The organism is Rhodococcus sp. P4_F5, from assembly GCF_056401315.1.
On sequence record NZ_JBFUJP010000068.1, the window covers coordinates 1 to 20,200 of the forward strand.

Here is a 20,200-nt window from a genome sequence, read left to right on the forward strand (position 1 = left end):
GTCGCGTACAGCAGCAGCATGATCGTGCCGTGCATGGTGAACAGCTGGTTGAACTGCTCGTTCGACAGGAACTGCATCCCGGGAACCGCGAGCTCGGTCCGCATCAGCAGGGCCATCAGGCCGCCGATGAGGAAGAAGGCGAACGAGGTGACCATGTACATGATCCCGAGGGTCTTCGGGTCAGTGGTGGTCACCATCTTGTAGATGTACGAGCCCTTGGGTCCCAGTCGCGCCGGGTATGGCCGGGCGGCCGTTATCTCGGGGACTGGCTGGGGCGCTACGGCAGTCACTAATCCTCCTGAATGCGCGTCCTACCCCGCTGCGAGGCGAACGTCCTCTGGCTTGCGCTCTGTGAATCGTAGACCGTCGCCTCGCGATCCGCGGAGCCGGTCCTACCCACTGTCGTACTTCGTGTCGCGTACAGCGTCTAGAAGTGCCGTGAGCAGGGAGTTTCCTCCTCCGAGGCCGGGTCGAGGTTCCACCGACACGGTGAGTCGCCTGCAACCGAACTCGACGGGACCGGCGATCCGTGGACAATCCCGGCGCCCGCCCCGGCGACGGACGCAGGATCCTTCCCCGCCGCGGCCCGGGCCGGGCGTGCGAGAGCCCTGACAGGGCACCTCGGCCCGACACACGTGACCCCGGCTAAGGATATTGCTAAGGTTTCCCTTGCCTAAATTCGATGGGAGTTCTTTGTGAAGTTCAAATCCAATGCCTTGGTCGCGCTCGTGAGCTGCGCCGCGGTCGCCCTGATCGGCGCCACCGCCGGTTGCTCCAGCGCCACCGACTCCCCCGCGGCCGCATCCGCGGCCGGCGAGTCCACGGGGTCCTTCCCCCGCACCGTGACCCACGCCCTCGGCAGCACCGAGATCCCCGCCGCACCGAAGCGGGTCGTCGCGCTCGACACCAGCTACTCCGACGCGACGCTGCTGCTGGAGACCGAGCTCGTCGGCTACGTCACCTACCGCAGCGCCGGACTGCCCGACTACCTCGGCGAGTCCCGCGGCGAGTTCGCACCGAATGCCGTCGCGGTCGGCGAGCTGACCACCCCGAGCCTCGAGAAGATCGCCGAGCTGCAGCCCGACCTGATCGTCTCCGCCAAGGTCCGGCACGGCGACATCTACGACCAGCTGTCGAAGATCGCGCCGACGGTGATGTCGGAGACCACCGGCCCGACCTGGAAGGACAACATCCGACTGCTCGGCCAGGCCCTGGGCAAGGAGGACCTGGCGGATCAGAAGATCGGCGCCTACGAGACCCGCGCGGCCGCGATCGGTGCGGACATCAATGCGAAGGCGGACAACCCGACCGTCACGGTGGTCCGCTTCGCCGGCGAGCCGACGGCCCGCATCTACCGCACCACGTCCTTCAGCGGCATCGTCCTCGCCGACGCCGGCATCAACCGCCCGGCCAGCGCCGGACCCGACCCGGCCAAGCCGTCGAGCATCTCCAACGACATCAGCCCCGAACTGATCACCGAGGCCGACGCCGACCTGATCGTGGTGAGCACCTACCACTCCGGCGACGGGAAGAGCGAGGCCGCCGCCCAGCCGTTCCTGACCAACCCGCTGTGGGCCGGACTGCAGGGCCAGAAGGTCGACGTCGACGACGCGCTGTGGATGTCCGCGGTCAGCGTCCAGGGCGCCGGCGGCATCCTCGACGACCTGGCCACGCACTTCGGCGTCGACAGCCGCCGCGGCTAGTCTCGACTCGCCCGAGCTTCAGGAGGAAGACCCCACCATGCGTAAGCCCGCACTCATCCGCCGCGCCGTGCCCACGGCCCTGCTCGCCGCCACCGCCGTCGTGCTGACGGCGTGCGGCGGTGGCGACGCCACCGAAGACGCCGCCAGCAGCATCGTTCGCAGCACCACCAGCGTGGCCGGGGCGGGCGTGCTCGGCAACGGCCGCAGCACCGAGAACGTCTGCGGACCAACGGCTCCCGTCGACTCGGCCGGCGTCGAGGGCACCACCCGCAAGGTGGCGCACGCGGCGGGCGAGTCGGCGGTGCCCGCCGATCCGCAGCGCATCGTGGTCCTCGACACCGACAAGCTCGACACCGTCTGCGCGCTCGGGCTGCAGGACCGACTCGTCGGCGCGGCGGTGACCGGCGAGGTCGGCACGCAGCCGGAGTACCTCGGCACGGCCGTCGCCGGGGTCGAGCCCGTCGGCACCCTGCAGGAGCCGAACATCGAGAAGATCGCGGCACTGAAGCCGGACCTGATCCTCGGCTCGAAGTTCCGCACCCCGGAGCTGTACCAGCAGCTCAGTGCCGTCGCCCCCACCACGTTCACCGAGAAGGTCGGCACGACGTGGAAGGAGAACCTGCTGCTCGACGGCACCGCGCTGGGCCGCGGGGCCAGCGCGAAGGCGGTGCTCGACGCCTACCAGACCGAGGCCACCGAGACCGGCCGGAGCCTCGACTCCGCGCAGACCGAGGCCTCGGTGGTGCGGTTCATGCCCGGCGTGGTCCGCACCTACGGCCCGGACAGCTTTTCCGGGCAGGTACTCGCGGACGCCGGCGTGCGGCGTCCGGCGTTCCAGCGCCTCGAGGGCGCCAAGGACCAGCGGTTCGCGGAGATCAGCACCGAGGAACTGTCCAAGGCCGACGGCGACATCATCTACGTCAGCTTCTACGGTGACGAGGCCCGCGGTCAGGGCACCGACGTGATGAACGGCGGGCTGTGGCAGGGCCTCGGCGCCGTCAAGGACCGCCGTGTGTTCGCGGTGGACGACGAAATCTGGATGACCGGAATCGGCGTCGTCGCCGCCCGCGGCATCCTCGACGACCTGAAGGCATCCCTCAATGGCTACACGAACTAGAGCCCTCGCTCCCGCCGCCCTCGTGGGCGCGCTCCTCGGCGCGCTGACGCTGGCCCCGACGGCGGCCGCGGATCCCGCCGCGGCGGCACCCCGGATCGAGGTGTTCGCCGCCGACGGCGCCACCCCTCTCGGCAACACCGCGGTGCACGAGGGCGATCGGATCGTGGTGCGCGGCACCGGCTTCGACCTGAACGCCAACACCGGCGGGCTGCCGGTCCCGGTGCCGCCGGGCGTCCCGCACGGCACCTTCGTCGCCTTCGGGGCGTTCGCCCCGCAATGGCGTCCGTCCGAGGACGCGCACGCCGAGGCGCGGGTCGGGCAGCAGCGTTCGGCCACCGCCTGGGTGATGTCCGAGGACGCCCTGAACCGGGTTCCGGACGCGCCGTTCGACTTCCGGCGCACCATCCGCCAGCAGTGGGTGCCGCTGGCCGGCGACGGCTCCTTCACCGCCACGCTGACAGTCAAGAAGCCCGCGAGGGCCGCCGACGGCGCGGCCTACGGGGTGTACACCTACGCCGCGGCGGACGCCGTCAACGCGGCGGAGGAGCTGGCCGTCCCGGTCAACTTCGACCCCGCACCGGGGCCGAACGCCCCGGTACCGCCCGCGCAGGACCTGCTGTGGGCCTTCGCACCCGGCTACACCGACCTGGTGAAGAACACCACGCAGGGCTCGGTGGTGGGCAGCGACGGCGCGACTGTCCGCGGCGACGGCCGGCTCACCTTCGAACTGGACTCCGCGGACGTCGACCCGGCGACCGGGCTGGGGACCGTCCGCTACCGCGGCACGGCGGTCTCGTTCACCCGCTTCCACCTGGCCGAGATCGCGTTGGCCGACCCCTGGGTCGAGTTCACGCCCGAGGGCACCTTCCTGTCGGCCGAGACCTCGGACGGCAACATGGTCGGCACCGACGCGACGAGCCGGATCCGGTTCGCGCAGTTGGACACCCGCGCCGGCGGCCGGGAGTTCACCGACGTGCCCGCCCGGTTCTCGGTGCCGCTGGCGCCGAGCGTCCTACTGCCGTACTCCGGCCAGCCGGCCGCCCCGGTGACCTTCCGGTACTGATGCCCGTCCCCGAGTACGTCGCGGCGCTACGCGCTCACGTCGGACACGCCCCGCTGTGGCTGTCCGGCGTGAGCGCGGTCGTCGTGGACGACGACGGCCGAATCCTGTTGACCCGCAGGGCCGACAACGGCCGATGGGCGGTGGTGTCCGGCATCCTCGAACCCGGCGAGGAGCCCGGCCCGGCGGCCGTGCGGGAGATCCGCGAGGAGGCCGGCGTCGAGGCCGAGCTGGTCCGCATCACCAGCGTCGACACCGCCGGGCCGATCACCTACCCGAACGGCGACGTCGCCAGCTACCTCGACGTGTGCTTCCTCGCCCGCGCGGTCTCCGGCGAGGCCCGCGTCGCCGACGAGGAGAACCTCGAGGTCGCGTGGTTCGCGCCGGACGCGTTGCCCGCCGACCTCACCGAGAGCTCGGCCCCGCGCATCGAGAAGGCCCTGCGCGGCGAGCCCGAGGCCTGGTTCAGCCGGCGTTCTCCCACAGGCCCATGACGTTCCCCTCGGGGTCCTTGAAGTAGGCCGCGAACCCCATCTCGCCGACCGGCTGCTTCTCCCCCACCGTGGCGCCGCCCAACTCGCCGATCTTGACCAGGGCTTCGTCGATGCTGGGCACGTCGATGGTGATCACCGGCCCCTTCGGATACTCCGGGACGCGCTCGAACATGCCGCCGCCGATGTATCCCGGTTCTGCGGGCATGCCCGACTCCGCGACCGGCCCGGTCGAGACGACGGTGTAGCTCATCTCGGGCATCTCGACGGTGTTCCAGCCGAACACCTGCCGGTAGAACGTCCTCGCGCGGTCCCCGTCGTCGAACGGGACCTCGAAGTGCACAACCTTGCCACTCATCGTCTCTCCTCACCTGAAGTGAACATCCGACGATGCCGACGCTAGCCCGATCCCCCGCACACGTGAAGGGCCCCTGCACGCGTGCAGGGGCCCTTCATCGGAGTTGTTCTGACCGGGAGGTGGACCTAGAAGTCCCAGTCCTCGTCCTCGGTGTTGACTGCCTTGCCGATCACGTAGCTCGAGCCCGACCCCGAGAAGAAGTCGTGGTTCTCGTCCGCGTTCGGGGACAGCGCCGACAGGATCGCCGGGTTGACGTCCGTCTCGTCCTTGGGGAACAGGCCCTCGTAGCCGAGGTTCATCAGCGCCTTGTTGGCGTTGTACCGCAGGAACTTCTTGACGTCCTCGGTGAGCCCCACGCCGTCGTAGAGGTCCTGGGTGTACTCGACCTCGTTGTCGTAGAGCTCGAAGAGCAGCTCGAACGTGTAGTTCTTGAGCTCGTCGCGCTCGGCCTGGCTGAGCTGCTCCAGGCCCTTCTGGTACTTGTAGCCGATGTAGTACCCGTGCACGGCCTCGTCACGGATGATCAGCCGGATCAGGTCCGCGGTGTTGGTGAGCTTGGCCCGCGAGGACCAGTACATCGGCAGGTAGAAGCCGGAGTAGAACAGGAACGACTCGAGCAGCGTCGAGGCGACCTTGCGCTTGAGCGGCGACTCGCCGTTGTAGTAGTCGAGGATGATCCGCGCCTTGCGCTGCAGGTTCGGGTTCTCCTCCGACCAGCGGAAGGCGTCGTCGATGTCGCGGGTGGAGCACAGCGTCGAGAAGATCGAGCTGTAGCTCTTCGCGTGCACCGACTCCATGAACGCGATGTTGGTGTACACCGCCTCCTCGTGCGGGGTGATCGCGTCCGGGATCAGCGAGACGGCGCCCACGGTGCCCTGGATGGTGTCGAGCAGCGTCAGGCCGGTGAAGACCCGCATGGTGAGCTGCTTCTCGTTCTCGGTCAGGGTGTTCCACGACGGGATGTCGTTGGACACCGGCACCTTCTCCGGCAGCCAGAAGTTGCCGGTCAGGCGCTCCCAGACCTCCGCGTCCTTCTCGTCGGGGACGCGGTTCCAGTTGATCGCCGAGACGCGATCAATCAGCTTGAGGTGCGTGCCCCCAGCGGGGGTGTGTGCGGAAGTCATGTCGATCCCTTGCTGGTCTGTGGTTGCTCTGTCGTCTTTGTCGGTGCCGTCGGCCCTACAGCATGCAGGAAACGCAGCCCTCGACCTCGGTGCCCTCGAGCGCCATCTGCCGCAGGCGGATGTAGTAGAGCGTCTTGATGCCCTTGCGCCATGCGTAGATCTGCGCCTTGTTGATGTCGCGGGTGGTGGCGGTGTCCTTGAAGAACAGCGTCAGCGACAGGCCCTGGTCGACGTGCTGGGTGGCCGCCGCGTAGGTGTCGATGATCTTCTCGTACCCGATCTCGTACGCGTCCTGGTAGTACTCCAGGTTGTCGTTCGTCAGGTAGGGCGCCGGGTAGTAGACGCGACCGATCTTGCCTTCCTTGCGGATCTCGATCTTCGACGCCACCGGGTGGATGGAGCTGGTGGAGTTGTTGATGTAGGAGATCGACCCGGTCGGCGGGACGGCCTGCAGGTTCTGGTTGTAGATGCCGTGCGCCTGCACCGACGCCTTGAGCTCGGTCCAGTCCGCCTGCGTCGGGATGTGCACGCCGGAGTCGGCGAACAGCTGCCGGACCCGCTCGGTCTTCGGCTCCCACGCCTGGTCGGTGTACTTGTCGAAGAACTCGCCCGAGGCGTACTTGGACTCCGGGAAGCCCTTGAAGTACGTGCCGCGGTCCTTGGCGATCTCGTTCGACGCCCGGATCGCGTGGAACACCACCGTGTAGAAGTAGATGTTCGTGAAGTCCAGGCCCTCGTCCGAGCCGTAGTGGATCCGCTCGCGCGCCAGGTACCCGTGCAGGTTCATCTGCCCGAGGCCGATGGCGTGAGAGTCGTTGTTGCCCTGCTCGATCGACGGCACCGAGTAGATGTGGGTCTGGTCGGAGACGGCGGTCAGCGCGCGGATCGAGGTCTCGATGGTCTGCGCGAAGTCCGGCGAGTCCATCGTCTTCGCGATGTTCAGCGAACCGAGGTTGCAGGAGATGTCCTTGCCGACGTGGCTGTAGGACAGGTCGTCGTTGAAGGTCGACGGCGTCGAGACCTGCAGGATCTCCGAGCACAGGTTCGAGTGGGTGATCTTGCCGGCGATCGGGTTCGCCCGGTTCACGGTGTCCTCGTACATGATGTACGGGTAGCCGGACTCGAACTGCAGCTCCGCGACGGTCTGGAAGAACTCGCGGGCCTTGATCTTCGTCTTGCGGATCCGCTTGTCGTCGACCATCTCGTAGTACTTCTCGGTGACGTCGATGTCCGCGAACGGCACGCCGTAGATGCGCTCGACGTCGTACGGCGAGAAGAGGTACATGTCCTCGTTCTTCTTCGCCAGCTCGAACGTGATGTCCGGGATGACGACGCCGAGCGAGAGGGTCTTGATCCGGATCTTCTCGTCCGCGTTCTCGCGCTTGGTGTCGAGGAAGCGGTAGATGTCCGGGTGGTGCGCGTGCAGGTACACCGCGCCCGCGCCCTGACGCGCGCCGAGCTGGTTGGCGTACGAGAAGGAGTCCTCGAGCAGCTTCATGATCGGGATGACGCCCGACGACTGGTTCTCGATCCGCTTGATCGGGGCGCCGTGCTCACGAACGTTGCTGAGCAGCAACGCAACTCCGCCGCCGCGCTTGGACAGCTGCAGGGCCGAGTTGATGGAGCGACCGATGGACTCCATGTTGTCCTCGATGCGAAGCAGGAAGCAGGACACGGGCTCGCCGCGCTGCTTCTTGCCGGAGTTGAGGAAGGTCGGGGTGGCCGGCTGGAAGCGGCCGGCGATGATCTCGTCGACCAGCTTGACGGCCAGGTCCTCGTCGCCGGCGGCGAGGGTGAGCGCGACCATGCAGACCCGGTCCTCGAACCGCTCCAGGTAGCGCTTGCCGTCGAACGTCTTGAGCGTGTACGAGGTGTAGTACTTGAACGCGCCGAGGAAGGTGGGGAACCGGAACTTCTTGGAGTACGCGTGGTCGATCAGCGACTTCACGAACTCACGGGAGTACTGGTCGAGCACTTCCGGCTCGTAGTAGTTCTCCTTGACCAGGTAGTCCAGCTTCTCGTCCAGGTTGTGGAAGAAGACGGTGTTCTGGTTGACGTGCTGGAGGAAGTACTGGTTGGCGGCCTCGCGGTCCTTCTCGAACTGGATCTCGCCGTTGGGGCCGTACAGGTTGAGCATCGCGTTGAGCGCGTGGTAGTCGAGCTCCCCCGAGGAGACGTCGGGTCGTGCCACAGCGCGCTCTACACTCCCAGCCGGGGCTGTGTCTGTGATGGTCGGTGCCACTGTTCACTCTCCATGAATTGTTCGAGGCCCTCGCGGACGCGAATGACGTCCTCGGCGGTACCCATGAGTTCGAAGCGGTACAGGTACGGAACCTGGCACTTCCTTGAAATGACGTCTCCGGCGAAGCAGAAGGACTCGCCGAAGTTGGTATTGCCTGCCGCGATGACCCCACGGATCAGCGACCTGTTGTGCTCGTTGTTGAGGAACCGGATGACCTGCTTCGGCACGTAGCTCGTGTCCCGCCCCGTCGCGGTGATCCCGCCACCATAGGTGGGCAGGATCAGGACGTACGGTTCGTCGACCTCGAATGTGCCGGCGCGGTCATGCAACGGAATGCGCGTGGCCGGGACACCCAACTTCTGAACGAAACGGTGGGTGTTCTCCGACGCGCTGGAGAAGTAGACCAGCGATGTCATGGCCTGTCATCTCCGTAAGTTCTTCAGGCGGCGTTGACCGTGAGCGACTTGATCCGGTCCGGACGGAAGCCCGACCAGTGATCGTCACCGGCCACCACCACGGGGGCCTGCAGGTAACCCAGCGCCATCACGTAGTCGCGGGCCTCCGCGTCCTCGCTGATGTCGATGATGGAGTACTCGATACCGGCCTTGTCGAGCGCCCGGTAGGTCGCATTGCACTGAACGCACGCCGGCTTGGTGTAGACGGTGATGCTCATGTAAGTCCCTCTTTCCCTGGCTTACGGAACTGATGGTCAGTGAAGCGGAGGATCACGGTGTGAATCTCACCTACTGGAACAGCTGTCCGGCCTTGACAAACGATGGTCGAGCCTTCGGACTGGGGTCGCGGCCGCTCTGCCCTCTTGGCGTTCCTGACACTACACCTTGTGTCCGACAATCCATAGAACCCGAGATGTTGTGAACGACAAAGATGAAATTCCCTGGTCGTAAGCATCCGGAGCCGCCAGATCGTGTCGCGAACCGGCGTGTCGCGCGTCACAAATACGGGGTGCTGCTGGTCACACTCCCCGGCGTGTGCATGGCCACGTCACCGGCCGCCTAGGGTGGGCCCGTGCCCACCGACGACGAACCCCGGTTCCACGCCGCGGTGACGGCCGCCGGGCCCGTCTCCCCCAGCCTGCGCCGGATCCGGTTCGCCGGGCCCGGGCTCGCCGGCTTCGCCTCCAGCGGCGACCCCGACGAGCGCCTCCTCGTGGAGTTCGGCGACGAGGCCCGCAGCTACACCGTCCGGCGCTGGGACCCGGCCGCACACACCCTGGACGTCGACTTCGCGGTGCACGCCGGCGGCGCGGCCGCGGCCTGGGCGCGCGGGGCGACGCCGGGGATGCCGGTGCGGCTCTCGCGGCCGAAGGGCTGGTACCGCCCGCCCGCCGACGCGCGATGGCAACTGCTGCTCGCGGACCTGAGTGCGCTGCCCGCGGCGGCGCGCATCGTCGAGACCCTGCCCGCCGACGTCGCCGTGCACCTGATCGCCGAGGTTCCCGAGGCCGCGGACGAACAGCGCTGGACCACCCCGGCGGACCTCACCGTGACGTGGCTGCACGGGACCGGCAACGGCCTGACCCCCAGCGCGCTGCCCGACCGGCTCGCCGCCCTCGACTTGCCGGCCGTCCCCGGCTACCTCTGGTCGGCCGGCGAGACCGGCGCGTCTCGGCGGATCCGCCGGCACGTCCGCCGCGAGCTGGGCTGGACGTCGGACCGCTTCGACGTCATGGGGTACTGGCAGGCCGACAAGGAGCGCTGGCTCGCCGGCTACCGGCGGGTGGAGGCCCGGATCGAGGAACTCACCGTCGCCGGGCTGTCCGCGGGCCAGAGCCTCGACGAGGTCCGCGACACCGTCGACGACGCGCTCACCGAGGCCGGACTGTAGCCACCGGCCGCGGCGCCGGTCAGGCCTCGAGCCGGCCGAACCCGACGACCGCGGAGTCGCTCGCCCAGTCCACGGTGTGCACCCGGATTCGGCCGAACTCGTTGCCGCCGACGGTCGTCACGGTGTCGCCGTCGACCGCGACCACGAAGTTGGTGTGCTGTCCGACCCAGCTGCTGTTGTCGTAGAGCACCACGTCGCCGACCGTCGGGACGTATCCGCCGCCGACCTCCTCGAACCGGCCCTGCGACTGGTAGTACTCCTGCAGCGTGTAGACGCCGGGAATCCGCCAGTGCCCGGAGTTCGGGTTCGACAGCGGCCGCCCGGCCTCCCGCATGACCCAGCTCACGAAGTCCGCGCACCAGGGCTCCTCGATGCCCTCCGCGTAGAAGGTGCCCGGTCGCTGGTCCCGGTGCTCGGCCTCGAGCAGCTCGACGATCTTCGCCTGGTCGGCCGAGAGCACGGACGCGTCGACGTCGGGGAAGGCGGTGGTGTCCCACGGCAGGTAGCGGCTCGGCAGCATCAACGCCACACCCGCGGCGACAACGGCGATCACGGCGATCACCGCGGCGATCCACAGTGCCGTGCGGCGACGACGGGTGGGCGCAAGGGTGCTCATGGGAGTCGAATGTAGCGAAACGCCCGCCGGGGGCGGTGGATCACCACCTCCGGCGGGCGTTCGGTCTGCCGCGTTGCTCAGCCGTGGGCCGCGGGCCTGCCGCGACGGGCACCGTCGGTACCGCCGGCGAGCGCGGGCTCGACCTCGTCGATCTCCGCGACCAGTTCCGCGTCGACCGCCTGGCTGTCAGTCTGCTGGCCGTCTGCCTTGGCGGCGTTCGCCGCCCGCTCCTGGTCGAGCTGTTCGAGTCCGGTGGTGGTCTTGAGCGCCACCTCCTTCATGAACGCGATCGCGACCAGCCCGAGCAGCGCCAGGACGCCGGAGACGAGGAACACCCGGGCGGTGGCGTCGCCGTAGGCCGCCCGGACGATGTCACCGACGGCAGCGGGCAGTTCCTTCAGGTTCGACAGCCCGGCACCCGACCCGGCCGACGGCCCGGGGTCGATTCCCGCGCCGACGAGACCCTGGGTGGTCAGCGTCGCCACGTGCGAGGAGAGGACCGCGCCGAGCACCGAGACGCCGGCCGCGCCGCCGAGCGAGCGGAAGAACGTGATCGTGGCGGTGGCCGCGCCCAGGTCCGAGGGAGCGGCGTTGTTCTGCACCGGCAGCACCAGGTTCTGCATGGCCATGCCCATGCCGGCGCCGAGGACGAACAGGTAGACCCCGATCAGCGCCATGTCGGTGGTGTGGTCGGTGGTGGCGAGCAGGAGGAACCCGGCGGCCATGGCGGTGGCGCCGATCAACAGGAAGCGCTTCCACTTGCCGTACTTGGTGATCAGCTGGCCGGAGACGGTCGAGGACAGCATGGACCCGAACACCATCGGCAGGGTGAGCAGGCCGGCGGCGGTCGGCGAGTAGCCGCGGGCGATCTGGAAGTACTGTCCGAGGAACACCGCGCCGCCGAACATGGCGACACCGACCGCGATGCTGGCGAGGGTGGCCAGCGTCATGGTGCGGTCGCGGAAGAGACGCAGCGGCACCACCGGGTCGCTGGCCTTGGTCTCGGTGAAGATCGCCAGCGCGAGCAGGACGGCGCCCAGCGCGACGAGCCCGAACGACATCCCGGACGCCCAGTCGAAGTTCTTGCCCGCCAAGGTGACCCAGATCAGCAGGACGCTGACACCGCCGGCGATGAGGGTGGCGCCGAGGTAGTCCACCTTCACGTCGCGCTTGACGACGGGCAGGTTCAGGGTCCGCTGGATGACGACCAGCGCGACGATCGCCAGCGGGACGCCCACGTAGAACGTCCAGCGCCAGCCGAGCCAGCTGGTGTCGACGATGACGCCGCCGATCAGCGGGCCGGCGACCGTGGCGAGCGACATGACCGCCGCCAGGGGGCCCTGGTAGCGGCCGCGTTCCCGGGGGCTGAACATCGCGGCGATGACGATCATGACCAGCGCCTGCAGTCCGCCGAGGCCCAGTCCCTGGACCGCGCGGAAACCGATCAGCATCGGCACCGACGTCGCCAGGCCGGACAGCACCGAACCGAGGGTGAACACCAGCAGCGACAACTGCACCAGCATCTTCTTGCTGACCAGGTCGGCGAACTTGCCCCAGATCGGGGTGGTCGCGGTGGAGGCCAGCAGGGTGGCCGTGACCACCCAGGTGTACTGGTCCTGGGTGCCGTGCAGGTCGGTGATGATGGTCGGCAGGGCGTTGGAGACGATCGTCGACGACAGCAGCGCGACGAACATGCCCATCATGAGGCCGATCAGGGCCTCGATGCGCTGACGATGGGTCATCCGGCCGTCACCGGACGACCCTTCTCTTACGGGCGGAGCGTCCTGGGACGCGGGGTTGCTCACGATGTGGCTCCTCGGGCTGATGGGTGGTGCGGTGTGGTGGGCAGAGTCAGAGACCGGCGAGGGTCAGCGACCGGCGGGGGCCACCGAGTGGTTGGCGCCCGCCTCGATGGCGGCACAGAATCGGTCGAGGCGGGCCGTCAGGTCACCGACCTCGTCCTCGGTCCAGTCCGCGAGCGCGGTGTGGACCCAGCGGGCCCGCATCTCGCGATGGCGGCGCAGCGCCTCGGCGCCGGCCTCCGTCAGCGACAGCAACGCGGCCCGGCCGTCGAGCGGATCCGGGTGCCGCTGGACGTATCCGAGCGCCTCGGCCTGCGCCACCTGGCGGCTGAGCGCCGACTGGGTCACCCACAGTTCCTCCGCGAGCGCACTGGGCCGGTGCCCCGCCGAGCACTCGATCCGCGTGAGCAGCGCGCCCAGCGGCGGTGGGAGCGCCCCCGCGCTCTGCTGGCCGGCGGCCACCGCGCGGCTGCGCTGCACCACCCCCCGCAGGGCGTCGATCAGTTCTGACGCGGCTTCCGGGCTGATCATTCCCACTCCTTTTAGTTGATACTTGCAACCATAGCATCAGTTAGTTGCGTCCATCAACTATCAAGGTGGCGGGGCGGTCGGACTACCCCAGGCGACGCAGCAGCGCGGTCAGCATCCGCACGTCCACCGGATCCCACTGGGACAGGTCCCGGCGCCACTGCGCGATCCCCTCCGCGCGCTGCTGACCCAGCCTGCTCCGACCCTCCTCGGTGAGCTCGACGAGCTTCGCCCGCGCATCCTCGGGATCCGGGATCCGCCGCGCCAGCCCGAGTCGGGTCACCGCGTCGATCTGCCGGCTGAGCGTCGACTTCTCCACCCCGAGGTGGTCGATCAGCTCGGACATCGGCACCGCGTCGTCCCGGCGGGTCAGCAACATCAGCAGCGGGTAGCAGGACGGGTCCAGGCGGGGATGGATCCGGTGCGCGCGCTCGCGCATGCGAATGCCGCCCCGGCGCCACATGTCCACCAGTTCGACCTCGAGGTCGGTGATCGGATCCGAAGCCACGCGGGTATCCCTTCACGTCGATGTGCGCGACCATCAAATCAGTAGCCCACCGTCTCCGGGCACCGCGATGGCAATTTCCGCCCCGCGGCGCGTCGGCGCAGACACACCTTCAGTTCTCGAACGGTGGACCCGACCATCGGAGGCAGACGTGGAACCACTGGTCTCGATCGCCCAGGGAGCGATGCGGGGGGCGGCGCACGACGGAGTGCTCTCCTTCAAGGGGATCCCCTACGCGGCCGCGCCGGACGGCCGGCGACGGTTCACGGCGCCGTCGCCCGCGCCGCACTGGGACTGGCTCCGCGACGCCACCGGCTACGGCCCGACCGCGCCCAAACCCCCGTACCCGGACCCGCTGGCGAAACTGTTGCCCGAACCCGTGATCGCCGGCGACGACTACCTCAACCTCAACGTCTGGACCCCGGACCTCGACGGCCGGCTGCCGGTGCTGGTCTGGCTGCACGGCGGCGCCTTCGTCCACGGCTCGGGCGCGGTCAGCCTGTACGACGGGACCGCGTTCGCGCGGGACGGGGTCGTCTGCGTCACGGTCAACTACCGGCTGGGAGCCGAGGGGTTCCTGCTGATCGACGACGCCCCGGCGAACCGTGGGGTGCTCGACCAGCTCGCGGCCCTGCGCTGGGTCCGCGAGAACATCGGCTGCTTCGGCGGCGATCCGGACCGGGTCACCGTCGCCGGCGAGTCGGCGGGCGCGATGAGCGTGACGACGCTGTTGTCCATGCCCGAGTCTGCGGGGCTGTTCGGACGGGCCGTGGCGCAGAGCGGCGCCGGCCATCACGTGATGGCCGCCGAGACCGCGCGCCGGGTGACCGCGGCGCTGGCCGAGCAGCTCTCGGTGCCGCCGACGGTCGAGGGGTTCGCCTCGGTCCCGGCCACCGACCTCACCGCGGCGCAGGCCGAGTTGTCCGCGCGGATCGCCCGCGAGCCGAACCCCGAGTTGTGGGGCGAGATCGCCGCCGACTCGATGGCGTTCGAGCCGTGCGTCGACGGCGAGGTCCTCACCGCCCGCCCGGTCGACGCGCTCGCCGCGGGCGCCGGCGCCGACGTGGACCTGTTGATCGGCACCAACGCCGACGAGTTCACCCTGTTCCTGACGCCGACCGGGATCGCCGACGCGGTCGGCGAGGACGCCCTGGCCCTGACCGCCACCGCACTCGGCCTCGACGCGGCGACCGCGCTGCCGGCCTACCACCGGGCCCGACCGGGCTCGACCCCCGGCGACGTGCTGGCCGCGGTGTTGCGCGACCGCACCTTCACGATTCCCGCGATCCGGGCCGCCGAGGCCCGGGCCGATCACGGCGCCGACACCTTCGTCTACGAGTTTGCCTGGCGGTCACCACAATTCGACGGGCGTCTGGGCGCCACCCACGGCCTGGAGATCAGCTTCGTGTTCGACACCCTGCACGACGCCGCGGGCAGACCGCTGGCGGGGTCCCAGCCGCCGCAGGAGTTGGCCGACGAGATGCACCGCGCCTGGGTGTCGTTCGTGGATAAGGGCAACCCGGGCTGGCCGGCCTACGGCAGCGACCGCACGGTCCGGCGGTTCGGCGCCGACGATCCCTTGGTCACCGACCCGAACCCCACCCTGCGGGCGCTGTGGGACGGCGTGCGGTGAGGGGGCGACCATGAATCGGCCAACCGGTGTGGGGGCGACCGCGGTGTTCGTCGCCGCCGCCCGCGCACTCGAGAGCGAACGTGACGATCGACTGTTCGACGACCCATGGGCGCGGGAATTCGTCCGGGCGTCGGGCTGGGACCCACCAGCCGAGGGGATCTCCGGACTCACCCGGGACCAACTGGTGACGTGGATGTCGGCCCGCACCAAGTTCCTCGACGACTTCGCGGTGGAGTCGGTGGCAGGCGGCTGCGCCCAGGCGGTGTTTCTGGGCGCCGGTCTGGACACCCGCGCGTTCCGGCTGCGCTGGCCCGCACCGGTGACCGTGTTCGAACTGGACACACCGGACATGCTGGAGTTCAAGATGTCCGTGCTGGCCGACACCGCACCCCCTCCCCCGGCCACCCGGGTACCCGTCGCGGTCGATCTGCGTGAGGACTGGCCGGCGGCGCTGCGCAGCGCGGGCTTCCGCGACGACATCCCCACCGCCTGGATCCTCGAGGGCCTGTTGATGTACCTGACACCCGAGGACGTCGACACCCTGATGAACCGCGTCGCCTGCCTGTCGGCACCGGGCAGCACCGTCGGCGCGGGCCTTCGCCACCGCCGACCTGGCACGGCGGTACGGACGCGACGCGACACCGCTCGAGGGCGAACCCACCGCCGGCGACCGCTGGCTCGTCTCGGCGGTGAGAAAGTGAGCGGTCGGGAAACGAGCAGCCCCCGGACACAGTGAGGCCCCGGCCGGATGCGGGATGCATCCGGCCGGGGCCTCACGTGTCGGTACGGGACCGAGTAGTCAGCTGACTAGGCGTCGACGAGGTCCTTCGCGGCGGCGACGAGCTCGGCGACCGCCTTCGTGACCTCGGCCACGATCTCCGCATTCTCGCTGGGGTGGCCGGCACCGAACTTCTCATGGGTGGCGCCGATGGACAGGGTGACGTCCTCGACGACCTTGCCGCCCGCGATGCCCACGGCCTTGCGGGCCTCGGCGTGCGCCCACTGCGCACCGTTCGGGCTCGGCGAGGCGCTGATCACGGCGACCGGCTTGCCGGAGACCGCGCCGGCGCCGTAGGGCCGCGAGATCCAGTCGATCGCGTTCTTGAGCACGGCGGGCATGGTGCCGTTGTACTCGGGGGTGACCAGCAGCAGCGCGTCGGCCGCGGCCGCGGCGGCGCGCAGCTCGTCGGCGCCCGGGATGGTCGCGCCGGGAACGTCGACGTCCTCGTTGTAGAAGGGGACCACGGCCAGGCCGTCGAACACCGTCAGTTCGGCACCCTCGGGAGCGTGGGCGACCGCAGTCTCGGCGAGCTGCCGATTGACGGAGCCGGCGCGCAGGCTGCCGACGAGGACGAGAACACGGGTGTCAGTCATGTGGAGATTCCTTCGGGGTCCGGGGGCGATGCAGTTGAAGATGCAACAGCATAAACGGACTGCGGTCCACTTGTGTTCCCGGGGCGGCTACGATCGCGGCGTGCAGAACACCCCGATCCCGATGGCCGACGGCCCCGACGCCGAACGCTGCGACGCCGTCCGCAACCGCGCATTGCTACTGGAAGCGGCCACCGCGCTGGTCTCCGAGCGCGGCGCCGACGCGGTCACCATGGATGCGGTCGCGGAGCGCGCCGGTGTGGGCAAGGGCACAGTGTTCCGACGGTTCGGCAGCCGATCCGGGCTGATGCAGTCCCTGCTCGACCACAGCGAGCACGAACTGCAGGGCGCGTTTCTCACCGGTCCGCCGCCGCTGGGACCGGGCGCCGACGCCGTGGCCCGACTGATCGCCTTCGGCCGCGCCCGACTGGCCATCGTGGAACTGCAAGGCGACACCCTGCGCGCGGTCGAGGTCTCCCCCGAACTCCGGTTCGGCGGCCCCGCCCGGCAGGTCAGCCTCACCCATGTGGTCGCGTTGCTGCGCCAGACCGAGGCCGCAGGCGACCTCGAACTCCTCGCCCAGGCACTGCTCGCCACCCTGGAGGCAGGCCTCGTCCTCTACCAGATCCGCGAGCTGCACATGCCCGTCGACCGGATCGCCGACGGCTGGGAAACCCTGGTGCGCCTCGTCACCGGAACCCCAAGTGCTGGCTAAGCTCCGGTTATGCACATCAGTCGCGCCGCCGGACTTGCCCTCTTCACCGCGCTCACCCTGACGGCCTGCTCGAACTCCGCGGTCGCCAGCGACGGACCGCCGAACGCCGAGCTGCTGGGACGCACGTTCGTCTCCACCGACGTCGAGGGCACCACGATCCCGGGCGGCGGGCCGCTGACCGTCACCTTCCCCGAGCCCGACCGGATCGCCATGCACGCGGGCTGCAATCGCGCGACGGGCAGCGCCGACCTCTCCGGCGGCACCATCGACACCGGACCGCTGGCGATGACGATGATGGCCTGCGTCGGCGACGCCGCCCTGTCCGACCAGTGGATGACCGGGTTCTTCGAGGAGAACCCGCGCTGGAGCCTCGACGGCAACACCCTCGCCCTGCGCACCGACGCCGCCACCGTCACCCTGCTCGACAAGAAGGTCGCGCAGCCGGACCGCCCGCTGACCGACACCGTCTGGATCGTCGACACGCTGATCACCCCGACCGCCATCACCACCTCACGCGCGCTCGAGACCGCACAGCCGTCGCTGCAGATCGCCGCCGACGGCGCCGTCACCGGCTTCACCGGCTGCAACCGGATGTTCGGCACCGCACAGGTCGCCGGCGAGAAGGTGACCTTCGGCCCCCTCGGCGTCACCCGGATGGCCTGCACGCCGGAGACCGCCGAGATCGAGCAGGCCGTGCTGACCGCGTTGTCCGGCGAGACCACCGCGACGATCGACGCCGACCGGCTGCGCATCATGAACGCCGAGGGTCACGGCCTGGGCCTGCACGCCCAGTAGCGCGACTCCCCCTGTCCCGGCCCCGGAGGGGCGAGCCCCTGCCCTAGAGGTTCTGAGTGAGCCAGTGCGCRAGGACCCGCGCACTGGCGTCGACCTGGGCGGGCCAGTCCATCGCGGAGTCGTCGGCCCGGTCGCTGACGTGCTTGACCAGCCGGCAGCGCGCACCCATCCGCGCGCACGCCGAGGCCACCGCGAACCCCTCCATGTCGACCAGGTCCGCCCGCACTGCGAGCGCGTCCCGCACCGCCGCGTCGGAGACGAACGCGTCGCCGGTCGCGAGCACGGTCCCGTCGCCGTCGTCGAGACCGATCCGGTCCAGCACCGGGTGCCCGAGCGACCGCAGCACCTCCGCGCTGATGTCGTGGTTGAGCGCCGCGGACGGCAGGAACAGCCCGGCGTGCCGGTCGTGCAGCGCACCCGCCGTGCCGATGTTGACCACCAACGGCATCGCGCCGGGGCGGTGGCGGGCCAGCGCCTCGGTGACCGCGACGGCGGCGTTCACCTTGCCGATCCCGGTGACCAGCACCTCGAAGCGGCCGGGGACATGGGCGGCCTCCCCGGCGGTGGCGGAGACGACGAGAATCGGTGCGGTGGTCACGACGGGCACTCTATCGACCCACCCGCCCGCCGCCGACGCCGCTGCGGGCCCGGGCCGCCCTCGATAGAGTGGCCCGCATGGACAACCTCCGCGCCCAGATTCAGAAGGAACTCGGCGTGCAGCCGACCATCGACCCCGCCGACGAGGTCCGCACCCGCGTCGACTTCCTCAAGTCCTACCTGTTGTCCACGCCCGCAAAGGGATTCGTGCTGGGCATCAGCGGCGGGCAGGACAGCACGCTGGCCGGCCGACTCGCGCAGCTCGCCACGACCGAACTGCGGGCGGAGGGCCACCCCGCGGAGTTCGTCGCGGTCCGGCTGCCCTACGGCGTCCAGGCCGACGAGCACGACGCCCAGATCGCGCTGAAGTTCATCGCGCCGGACCGGTCGGTGACGGTGAACGTGAAGCCGAGCGTGGACGCGGTCGCCGCCGAGAGCGCGGCGGGTCTGGCTGCGATCGTCGGCGACGGCGGCGAACTGCGCGACTTCGTTCGGGGCAACATCAAGGCGCGCGAGCGGATGGTCGTCCAGTACGCCGTCGCGGGCCAGCTCGGCTACCTGGTGATCGGCACCGACCACGCCGCCGAGGCGGTCACCGGCTTCTTCACCAAGTTCGGCGACGGCGGGGTGGACCTGACCCCGCTCACCGGCCTCACCAAGCGTCAGGGCGCGGCCCTGCTCGCGCACCTCGGCGCCCCCGAGAGCACCTGGAGCAAGGTCCCCACCGCCGACCTCGAGGACGACCGGCCCGCGCTGCCCGACGAGGAGGCACTCGGGGTCCGCTACAGCGAGATCGACGACTACCTCGAGGGCCGCGACGTGAGTGCGACGGTCTCCGAGCGGCTCGAGAGCCTGTACCTGGCGACCCGGCACAAGCGCACCGTCCCGGTCACCCCGCTCGACACGTGGTGGCTGTGACCGGTGACCACGGCACTGGTCGTCGGCGGCACCGGCACCGCGGGTAGCGCGGCGGCCCGGGCGCTGCGCTCGCGCGGCTACCTGGTCCGGGTCCTCAGCAGGCACGCGCCCACGGACCCGGCCGCGGCGGTCGGGCACGTGCGCGGCGACCTGCGCACCGGCGAGGGACTGCCCGAGGCCCTGGCCGGGGTCGAGGTGCTGGTCAGCGCCGCCGACGGCCGCTCGCGCAAGGCCCGGCCGGTCTTCACCGACGGCGCCCGGAACCTGGTGCGGGCGGCCGAGGCCGCCGGGGTCCGCCGCGCCGTGCTGCTGTCCATCGTCGGCGTCGACCGCCCGGCGTTCGCCTACTACCAGGCGTTGACCGAGCAGGAACGGATCTACTCGGCGTCGGCGCTGGACGTGCGGGTGGTGCGGTCCACCCAGTTCCACTCGTTCCTGTCGATGATCTTCCGGCCGGCCGCTCGGGGCGGGCTGGTACCCGCGTTCACCGACGTCTCGTTCCAGCCGATCGCCCCGGCCGACGTGGGCCGAGCGCTCGCCGACGCGGCGCTGTCCGAGGCGCCCGGCCCGGACGGGCCGATCGAGGTCGGCGGACCCGAGGTGCTGACCATGCGTGAGCTCGCCACCACCTGGAAGCGGGTCACCGGCAGCCGGGCCCGGGTGGTCGACGTGCCGCTTCCCGGCGAGTTCGGCCGTTTCCTGCGCGCGGGCGGCAACCTCACCCCCGAGAACCGCTACGGGAGAACCACTTTCGCGCAGTGGCTGGCGGCCGGCTAGCGC

23 protein-coding genes are annotated in these 20,200 nt (G+C 69.8%); 11 read left to right on the top strand and 12 right to left on the bottom strand.

Annotation, left to right across the window (positions count from 1 at the left end; translation table 11 throughout):
* Positions 1 to 290 (bottom strand): cbb3-type cytochrome c oxidase subunit I (locus AC1DU4_RS21090; RefSeq protein WP_477843142.1); only part of this gene is annotated, 290 nt, incomplete at its 3' end.
* 405 nt (positions 291 to 695) lie between these two features.
* On the opposite strand from AC1DU4_RS21090, the gene AC1DU4_RS21095 reads away from it, so the two are divergent.
* The 4 genes from AC1DU4_RS21095 to AC1DU4_RS21110 are packed head-to-tail and all read left to right on the top strand — an operon-like array spanning position 696 to position 4,374.
* Positions 696 to 1,703 (top strand): ABC transporter substrate-binding protein, encoded by a 1,008-nt coding sequence (locus tag AC1DU4_RS21095; protein ID WP_477843144.1) that lies wholly within the window; start codon positions 696 to 698, stop codon positions 1,701 to 1,703.
* Between the two features lie 37 nt (positions 1,704 to 1,740).
* Positions 1,741 to 2,820, top strand: coding sequence for an ABC transporter substrate-binding protein (locus tag AC1DU4_RS21100; protein WP_477843146.1), 1,080 nt, complete (start codon positions 1,741 to 1,743; stop codon positions 2,818 to 2,820).
* Positions 2,804 to 3,883 carry an HtaA domain-containing protein gene (locus tag AC1DU4_RS21105; RefSeq protein WP_477843148.1) on the top strand — a complete coding sequence of 360 codons (1,080 nt, stop codon included), beginning with the start codon at positions 2,804 to 2,806 and terminating at the stop codon, positions 3,881 to 3,883. The genes AC1DU4_RS21100 and AC1DU4_RS21105 overlap by 17 nt, the downstream gene beginning before the upstream one ends.
* On the top strand, positions 3,883 to 4,374 hold the full coding sequence (locus AC1DU4_RS21110) for an NUDIX hydrolase (protein WP_477843150.1): 492 nt from the start codon (positions 3,883 to 3,885) through the stop codon (positions 4,372 to 4,374). Before AC1DU4_RS21105 ends, AC1DU4_RS21110 begins: the two co-directional genes overlap by 1 nt.
* Here AC1DU4_RS21110 and AC1DU4_RS21115 read toward each other — a convergent pair.
* The 5 genes from AC1DU4_RS21115 to AC1DU4_RS21135 all read right to left on the bottom strand — a co-directional run bounded on the left by AC1DU4_RS21115 (position 4,346) and on the right by AC1DU4_RS21135 (position 8,768).
* Positions 4,346 to 4,729, bottom strand: coding sequence for a VOC family protein (locus AC1DU4_RS21115; RefSeq protein WP_477843152.1), 384 nt, complete (start codon positions 4,727 to 4,729; stop codon positions 4,346 to 4,348). The genes AC1DU4_RS21110 and AC1DU4_RS21115 overlap by 29 nt on opposite strands.
* Positions 4,730 to 4,854: 125 nt before the next feature.
* Complete coding sequence (gene nrdF / locus AC1DU4_RS21120) at positions 4,855 to 5,853, bottom strand: class 1b ribonucleoside-diphosphate reductase subunit beta (protein WP_072845082.1); 999 nt, start codon at positions 5,851 to 5,853, stop codon at positions 4,855 to 4,857.
* 55 nt (positions 5,854 to 5,908) lie between these two features.
* Positions 5,909 to 8,095, bottom strand: coding sequence for a class 1b ribonucleoside-diphosphate reductase subunit alpha (gene nrdE, locus AC1DU4_RS21125; protein ID WP_477843154.1), 2,187 nt, complete (start codon positions 8,093 to 8,095; stop codon positions 5,909 to 5,911).
* Positions 8,053 to 8,511: a class Ib ribonucleoside-diphosphate reductase assembly flavoprotein NrdI gene (gene nrdI / locus AC1DU4_RS21130; protein WP_072845080.1), complete on the bottom strand. Its 459-nt coding sequence runs from the start codon at positions 8,509 to 8,511 to the stop codon at positions 8,053 to 8,055. The genes nrdE and nrdI overlap by 43 nt, the downstream gene beginning before the upstream one ends.
* Before the next feature lie 23 nt (positions 8,512 to 8,534).
* Positions 8,535 to 8,768, bottom strand: coding sequence for a redoxin NrdH (locus tag AC1DU4_RS21135; protein ID WP_072845079.1), 234 nt, complete (start codon positions 8,766 to 8,768; stop codon positions 8,535 to 8,537).
* A 353-nt stretch (positions 8,769 to 9,121) separates the two neighbouring features.
* Here AC1DU4_RS21135 and AC1DU4_RS21140 point away from each other — a divergent pair, with 353 nt between their 5' ends.
* Positions 9,122 to 9,940, top strand: coding sequence for a siderophore-interacting protein (locus AC1DU4_RS21140; RefSeq protein ID WP_477843157.1), 819 nt, complete (start codon positions 9,122 to 9,124; stop codon positions 9,938 to 9,940).
* Between the two features lie 19 nt (positions 9,941 to 9,959).
* Here AC1DU4_RS21140 and AC1DU4_RS21145 read toward each other — a convergent pair whose 3' ends face one another.
* The 4 genes from AC1DU4_RS21145 to AC1DU4_RS21160 form a co-directional block, all read right to left on the bottom strand.
* On the bottom strand, positions 9,960 to 10,556 hold the full coding sequence (locus AC1DU4_RS21145; RefSeq protein WP_477843159.1) for a CHAP domain-containing protein: 597 nt from the start codon (positions 10,554 to 10,556) through the stop codon (positions 9,960 to 9,962).
* Positions 10,557 to 10,633: 77 nt separating this feature from the next.
* On the bottom strand, positions 10,634 to 12,298 hold the full coding sequence (locus tag AC1DU4_RS21150) for an MDR family MFS transporter (protein ID WP_477843189.1): 1,665 nt from the start codon (positions 12,296 to 12,298) through the stop codon (positions 10,634 to 10,636).
* A 126-nt stretch (positions 12,299 to 12,424) separates the two neighbouring features.
* A complete protein-coding gene (locus tag AC1DU4_RS21155) occupies positions 12,425 to 12,889 on the bottom strand; it encodes a MarR family winged helix-turn-helix transcriptional regulator (protein ID WP_477843161.1) in 465 nt (154 codons plus the stop codon).
* An 82-nt stretch (positions 12,890 to 12,971) separates the two neighbouring features.
* The gene (locus tag AC1DU4_RS21160) at positions 12,972 to 13,394 is read right to left on the bottom strand and encodes a MarR family winged helix-turn-helix transcriptional regulator (RefSeq protein WP_477843162.1); all 423 of its coding nucleotides are present in this window, start codon (positions 13,392 to 13,394) and stop codon (positions 12,972 to 12,974) included.
* Positions 13,395 to 13,542: 148 nt separating this feature from the next.
* Here AC1DU4_RS21160 and AC1DU4_RS21165 point away from each other — a divergent pair, with 148 nt between their 5' ends.
* Positions 13,543 to 15,024 (top strand): carboxylesterase/lipase family protein, encoded by a 1,482-nt coding sequence (locus AC1DU4_RS21165; protein WP_477843164.1) that lies wholly within the window; start codon positions 13,543 to 13,545, stop codon positions 15,022 to 15,024.
* Positions 15,025 to 15,034: 10 nt separating this feature from the next.
* Entirely contained in the window at positions 15,035 to 15,760 is a 726-nt protein-coding gene (locus AC1DU4_RS21170; RefSeq protein WP_477843166.1) for an SAM-dependent methyltransferase, read from the top strand.
* Between the two features lie 71 nt (positions 15,761 to 15,831).
* Here the strand turns inward: AC1DU4_RS21170 and AC1DU4_RS21175 are convergent, their stop codons facing one another.
* Positions 15,832 to 16,398, bottom strand: coding sequence for an NAD(P)H-dependent oxidoreductase (locus tag AC1DU4_RS21175; protein WP_072845072.1), 567 nt, complete (start codon positions 16,396 to 16,398; stop codon positions 15,832 to 15,834).
* 121 nt (positions 16,399 to 16,519) lie between these two features.
* Between AC1DU4_RS21175 and AC1DU4_RS21180 the strand changes: the two genes are divergently transcribed.
* Together AC1DU4_RS21180 and AC1DU4_RS21185 are read left to right on the top strand one after the other, a co-directional pair.
* Entirely contained in the window at positions 16,520 to 17,110 is a 591-nt protein-coding gene (locus AC1DU4_RS21180) for a TetR/AcrR family transcriptional regulator (protein WP_477843191.1), read from the top strand.
* Between the two features lie 9 nt (positions 17,111 to 17,119).
* Positions 17,120 to 17,905, top strand: coding sequence for an META domain-containing protein (locus AC1DU4_RS21185; RefSeq protein ID WP_477843168.1), 786 nt, complete (start codon positions 17,120 to 17,122; stop codon positions 17,903 to 17,905).
* Between the two features lie 43 nt (positions 17,906 to 17,948).
* Here the strand turns inward: AC1DU4_RS21185 and AC1DU4_RS21190 are convergent, their stop codons facing one another.
* Positions 17,949 to 18,503: a nucleosidase gene (locus tag AC1DU4_RS21190; protein ID WP_477843170.1), complete on the bottom strand. Its 555-nt coding sequence runs from the start codon at positions 18,501 to 18,503 to the stop codon at positions 17,949 to 17,951.
* Positions 18,504 to 18,580: 77 nt separating this feature from the next.
* On the opposite strand from AC1DU4_RS21190, the gene nadE reads away from it, so the two are divergent.
* Both nadE and AC1DU4_RS21200 read left to right on the top strand, forming a co-directional pair.
* Positions 18,581 to 19,420, top strand: a complete 840-nt coding sequence (nadE, locus tag AC1DU4_RS21195; RefSeq protein WP_477843172.1) for an ammonia-dependent NAD(+) synthetase — start codon at positions 18,581 to 18,583, stop codon at positions 19,418 to 19,420.
* Between the two features lie 3 nt (positions 19,421 to 19,423).
* Complete coding sequence (locus AC1DU4_RS21200; RefSeq protein ID WP_477843174.1) at positions 19,424 to 20,197, top strand: SDR family oxidoreductase; 774 nt, start codon at positions 19,424 to 19,426, stop codon at positions 20,195 to 20,197.
* Positions 20,198 to 20,200 lie beyond the last annotated feature (3 nt).

Bases quoted from the DNA above. Each gene is read 5' to 3' on its own strand.
- AC1DU4_RS21100 (WP_477843146.1), top strand. From the start codon at position 1,741: ATGCGTAAGCCCGCACTCATCCGCCGCGCCGTGCCCACGGCCCTGCTC.
- nrdI (WP_072845080.1), bottom strand. From the start codon at position 8,511: ATGACATCGCTGGTCTACTTCTCCAGCGCGTCGGAGAACACCCACCGT.
- AC1DU4_RS21145 (WP_477843159.1), bottom strand. From the start codon at position 10,556: ATGAGCACCCTTGCGCCCACCCGTCGTCGCCGCACGGCACTGTGGATC.
- AC1DU4_RS21180 (WP_477843191.1), top strand. From the start codon at position 16,520: ATGGCCGACGGCCCCGACGCCGAACGCTGCGACGCCGTCCGCAACCGC.
- AC1DU4_RS21170 (WP_477843166.1), top strand. From the start codon at position 15,035: ATGAATCGGCCAACCGGTGTGGGGGCGACCGCGGTGTTCGTCGCCGCC.
- AC1DU4_RS21115 (WP_477843152.1), bottom strand. From the start codon at position 4,729: ATGAGTGGCAAGGTTGTGCACTTCGAGGTCCCGTTCGACGACGGGGAC.
- AC1DU4_RS21185 (WP_477843168.1), top strand. From the start codon at position 17,120: ATGCACATCAGTCGCGCCGCCGGACTTGCCCTCTTCACCGCGCTCACC.
- nadE (WP_477843172.1), top strand. From the start codon at position 18,581: ATGGACAACCTCCGCGCCCAGATTCAGAAGGAACTCGGCGTGCAGCCG.
- AC1DU4_RS21105 (WP_477843148.1), top strand. From the start codon at position 2,804: ATGGCTACACGAACTAGAGCCCTCGCTCCCGCCGCCCTCGTGGGCGCG.
- AC1DU4_RS21135 (WP_072845079.1), bottom strand. From the start codon at position 8,768: ATGAGCATCACCGTCTACACCAAGCCGGCGTGCGTTCAGTGCAATGCG.
- AC1DU4_RS21175 (WP_072845072.1), bottom strand. From the start codon at position 16,398: ATGACTGACACCCGTGTTCTCGTCCTCGTCGGCAGCCTGCGCGCCGGC.
- nrdF (WP_072845082.1), bottom strand. From the start codon at position 5,853: ATGACTTCCGCACACACCCCCGCTGGGGGCACGCACCTCAAGCTGATT.
- AC1DU4_RS21150 (WP_477843189.1), bottom strand. From the start codon at position 12,298: ATGACCCATCGTCAGCGCATCGAGGCCCTGATCGGCCTCATGATGGGC.
- AC1DU4_RS21155 (WP_477843161.1), bottom strand. From the start codon at position 12,889: ATGATCAGCCCGGAAGCCGCGTCAGAACTGATCGACGCCCTGCGGGGG.
- AC1DU4_RS21110 (WP_477843150.1), top strand. From the start codon at position 3,883: ATGCCCGTCCCCGAGTACGTCGCGGCGCTACGCGCTCACGTCGGACAC.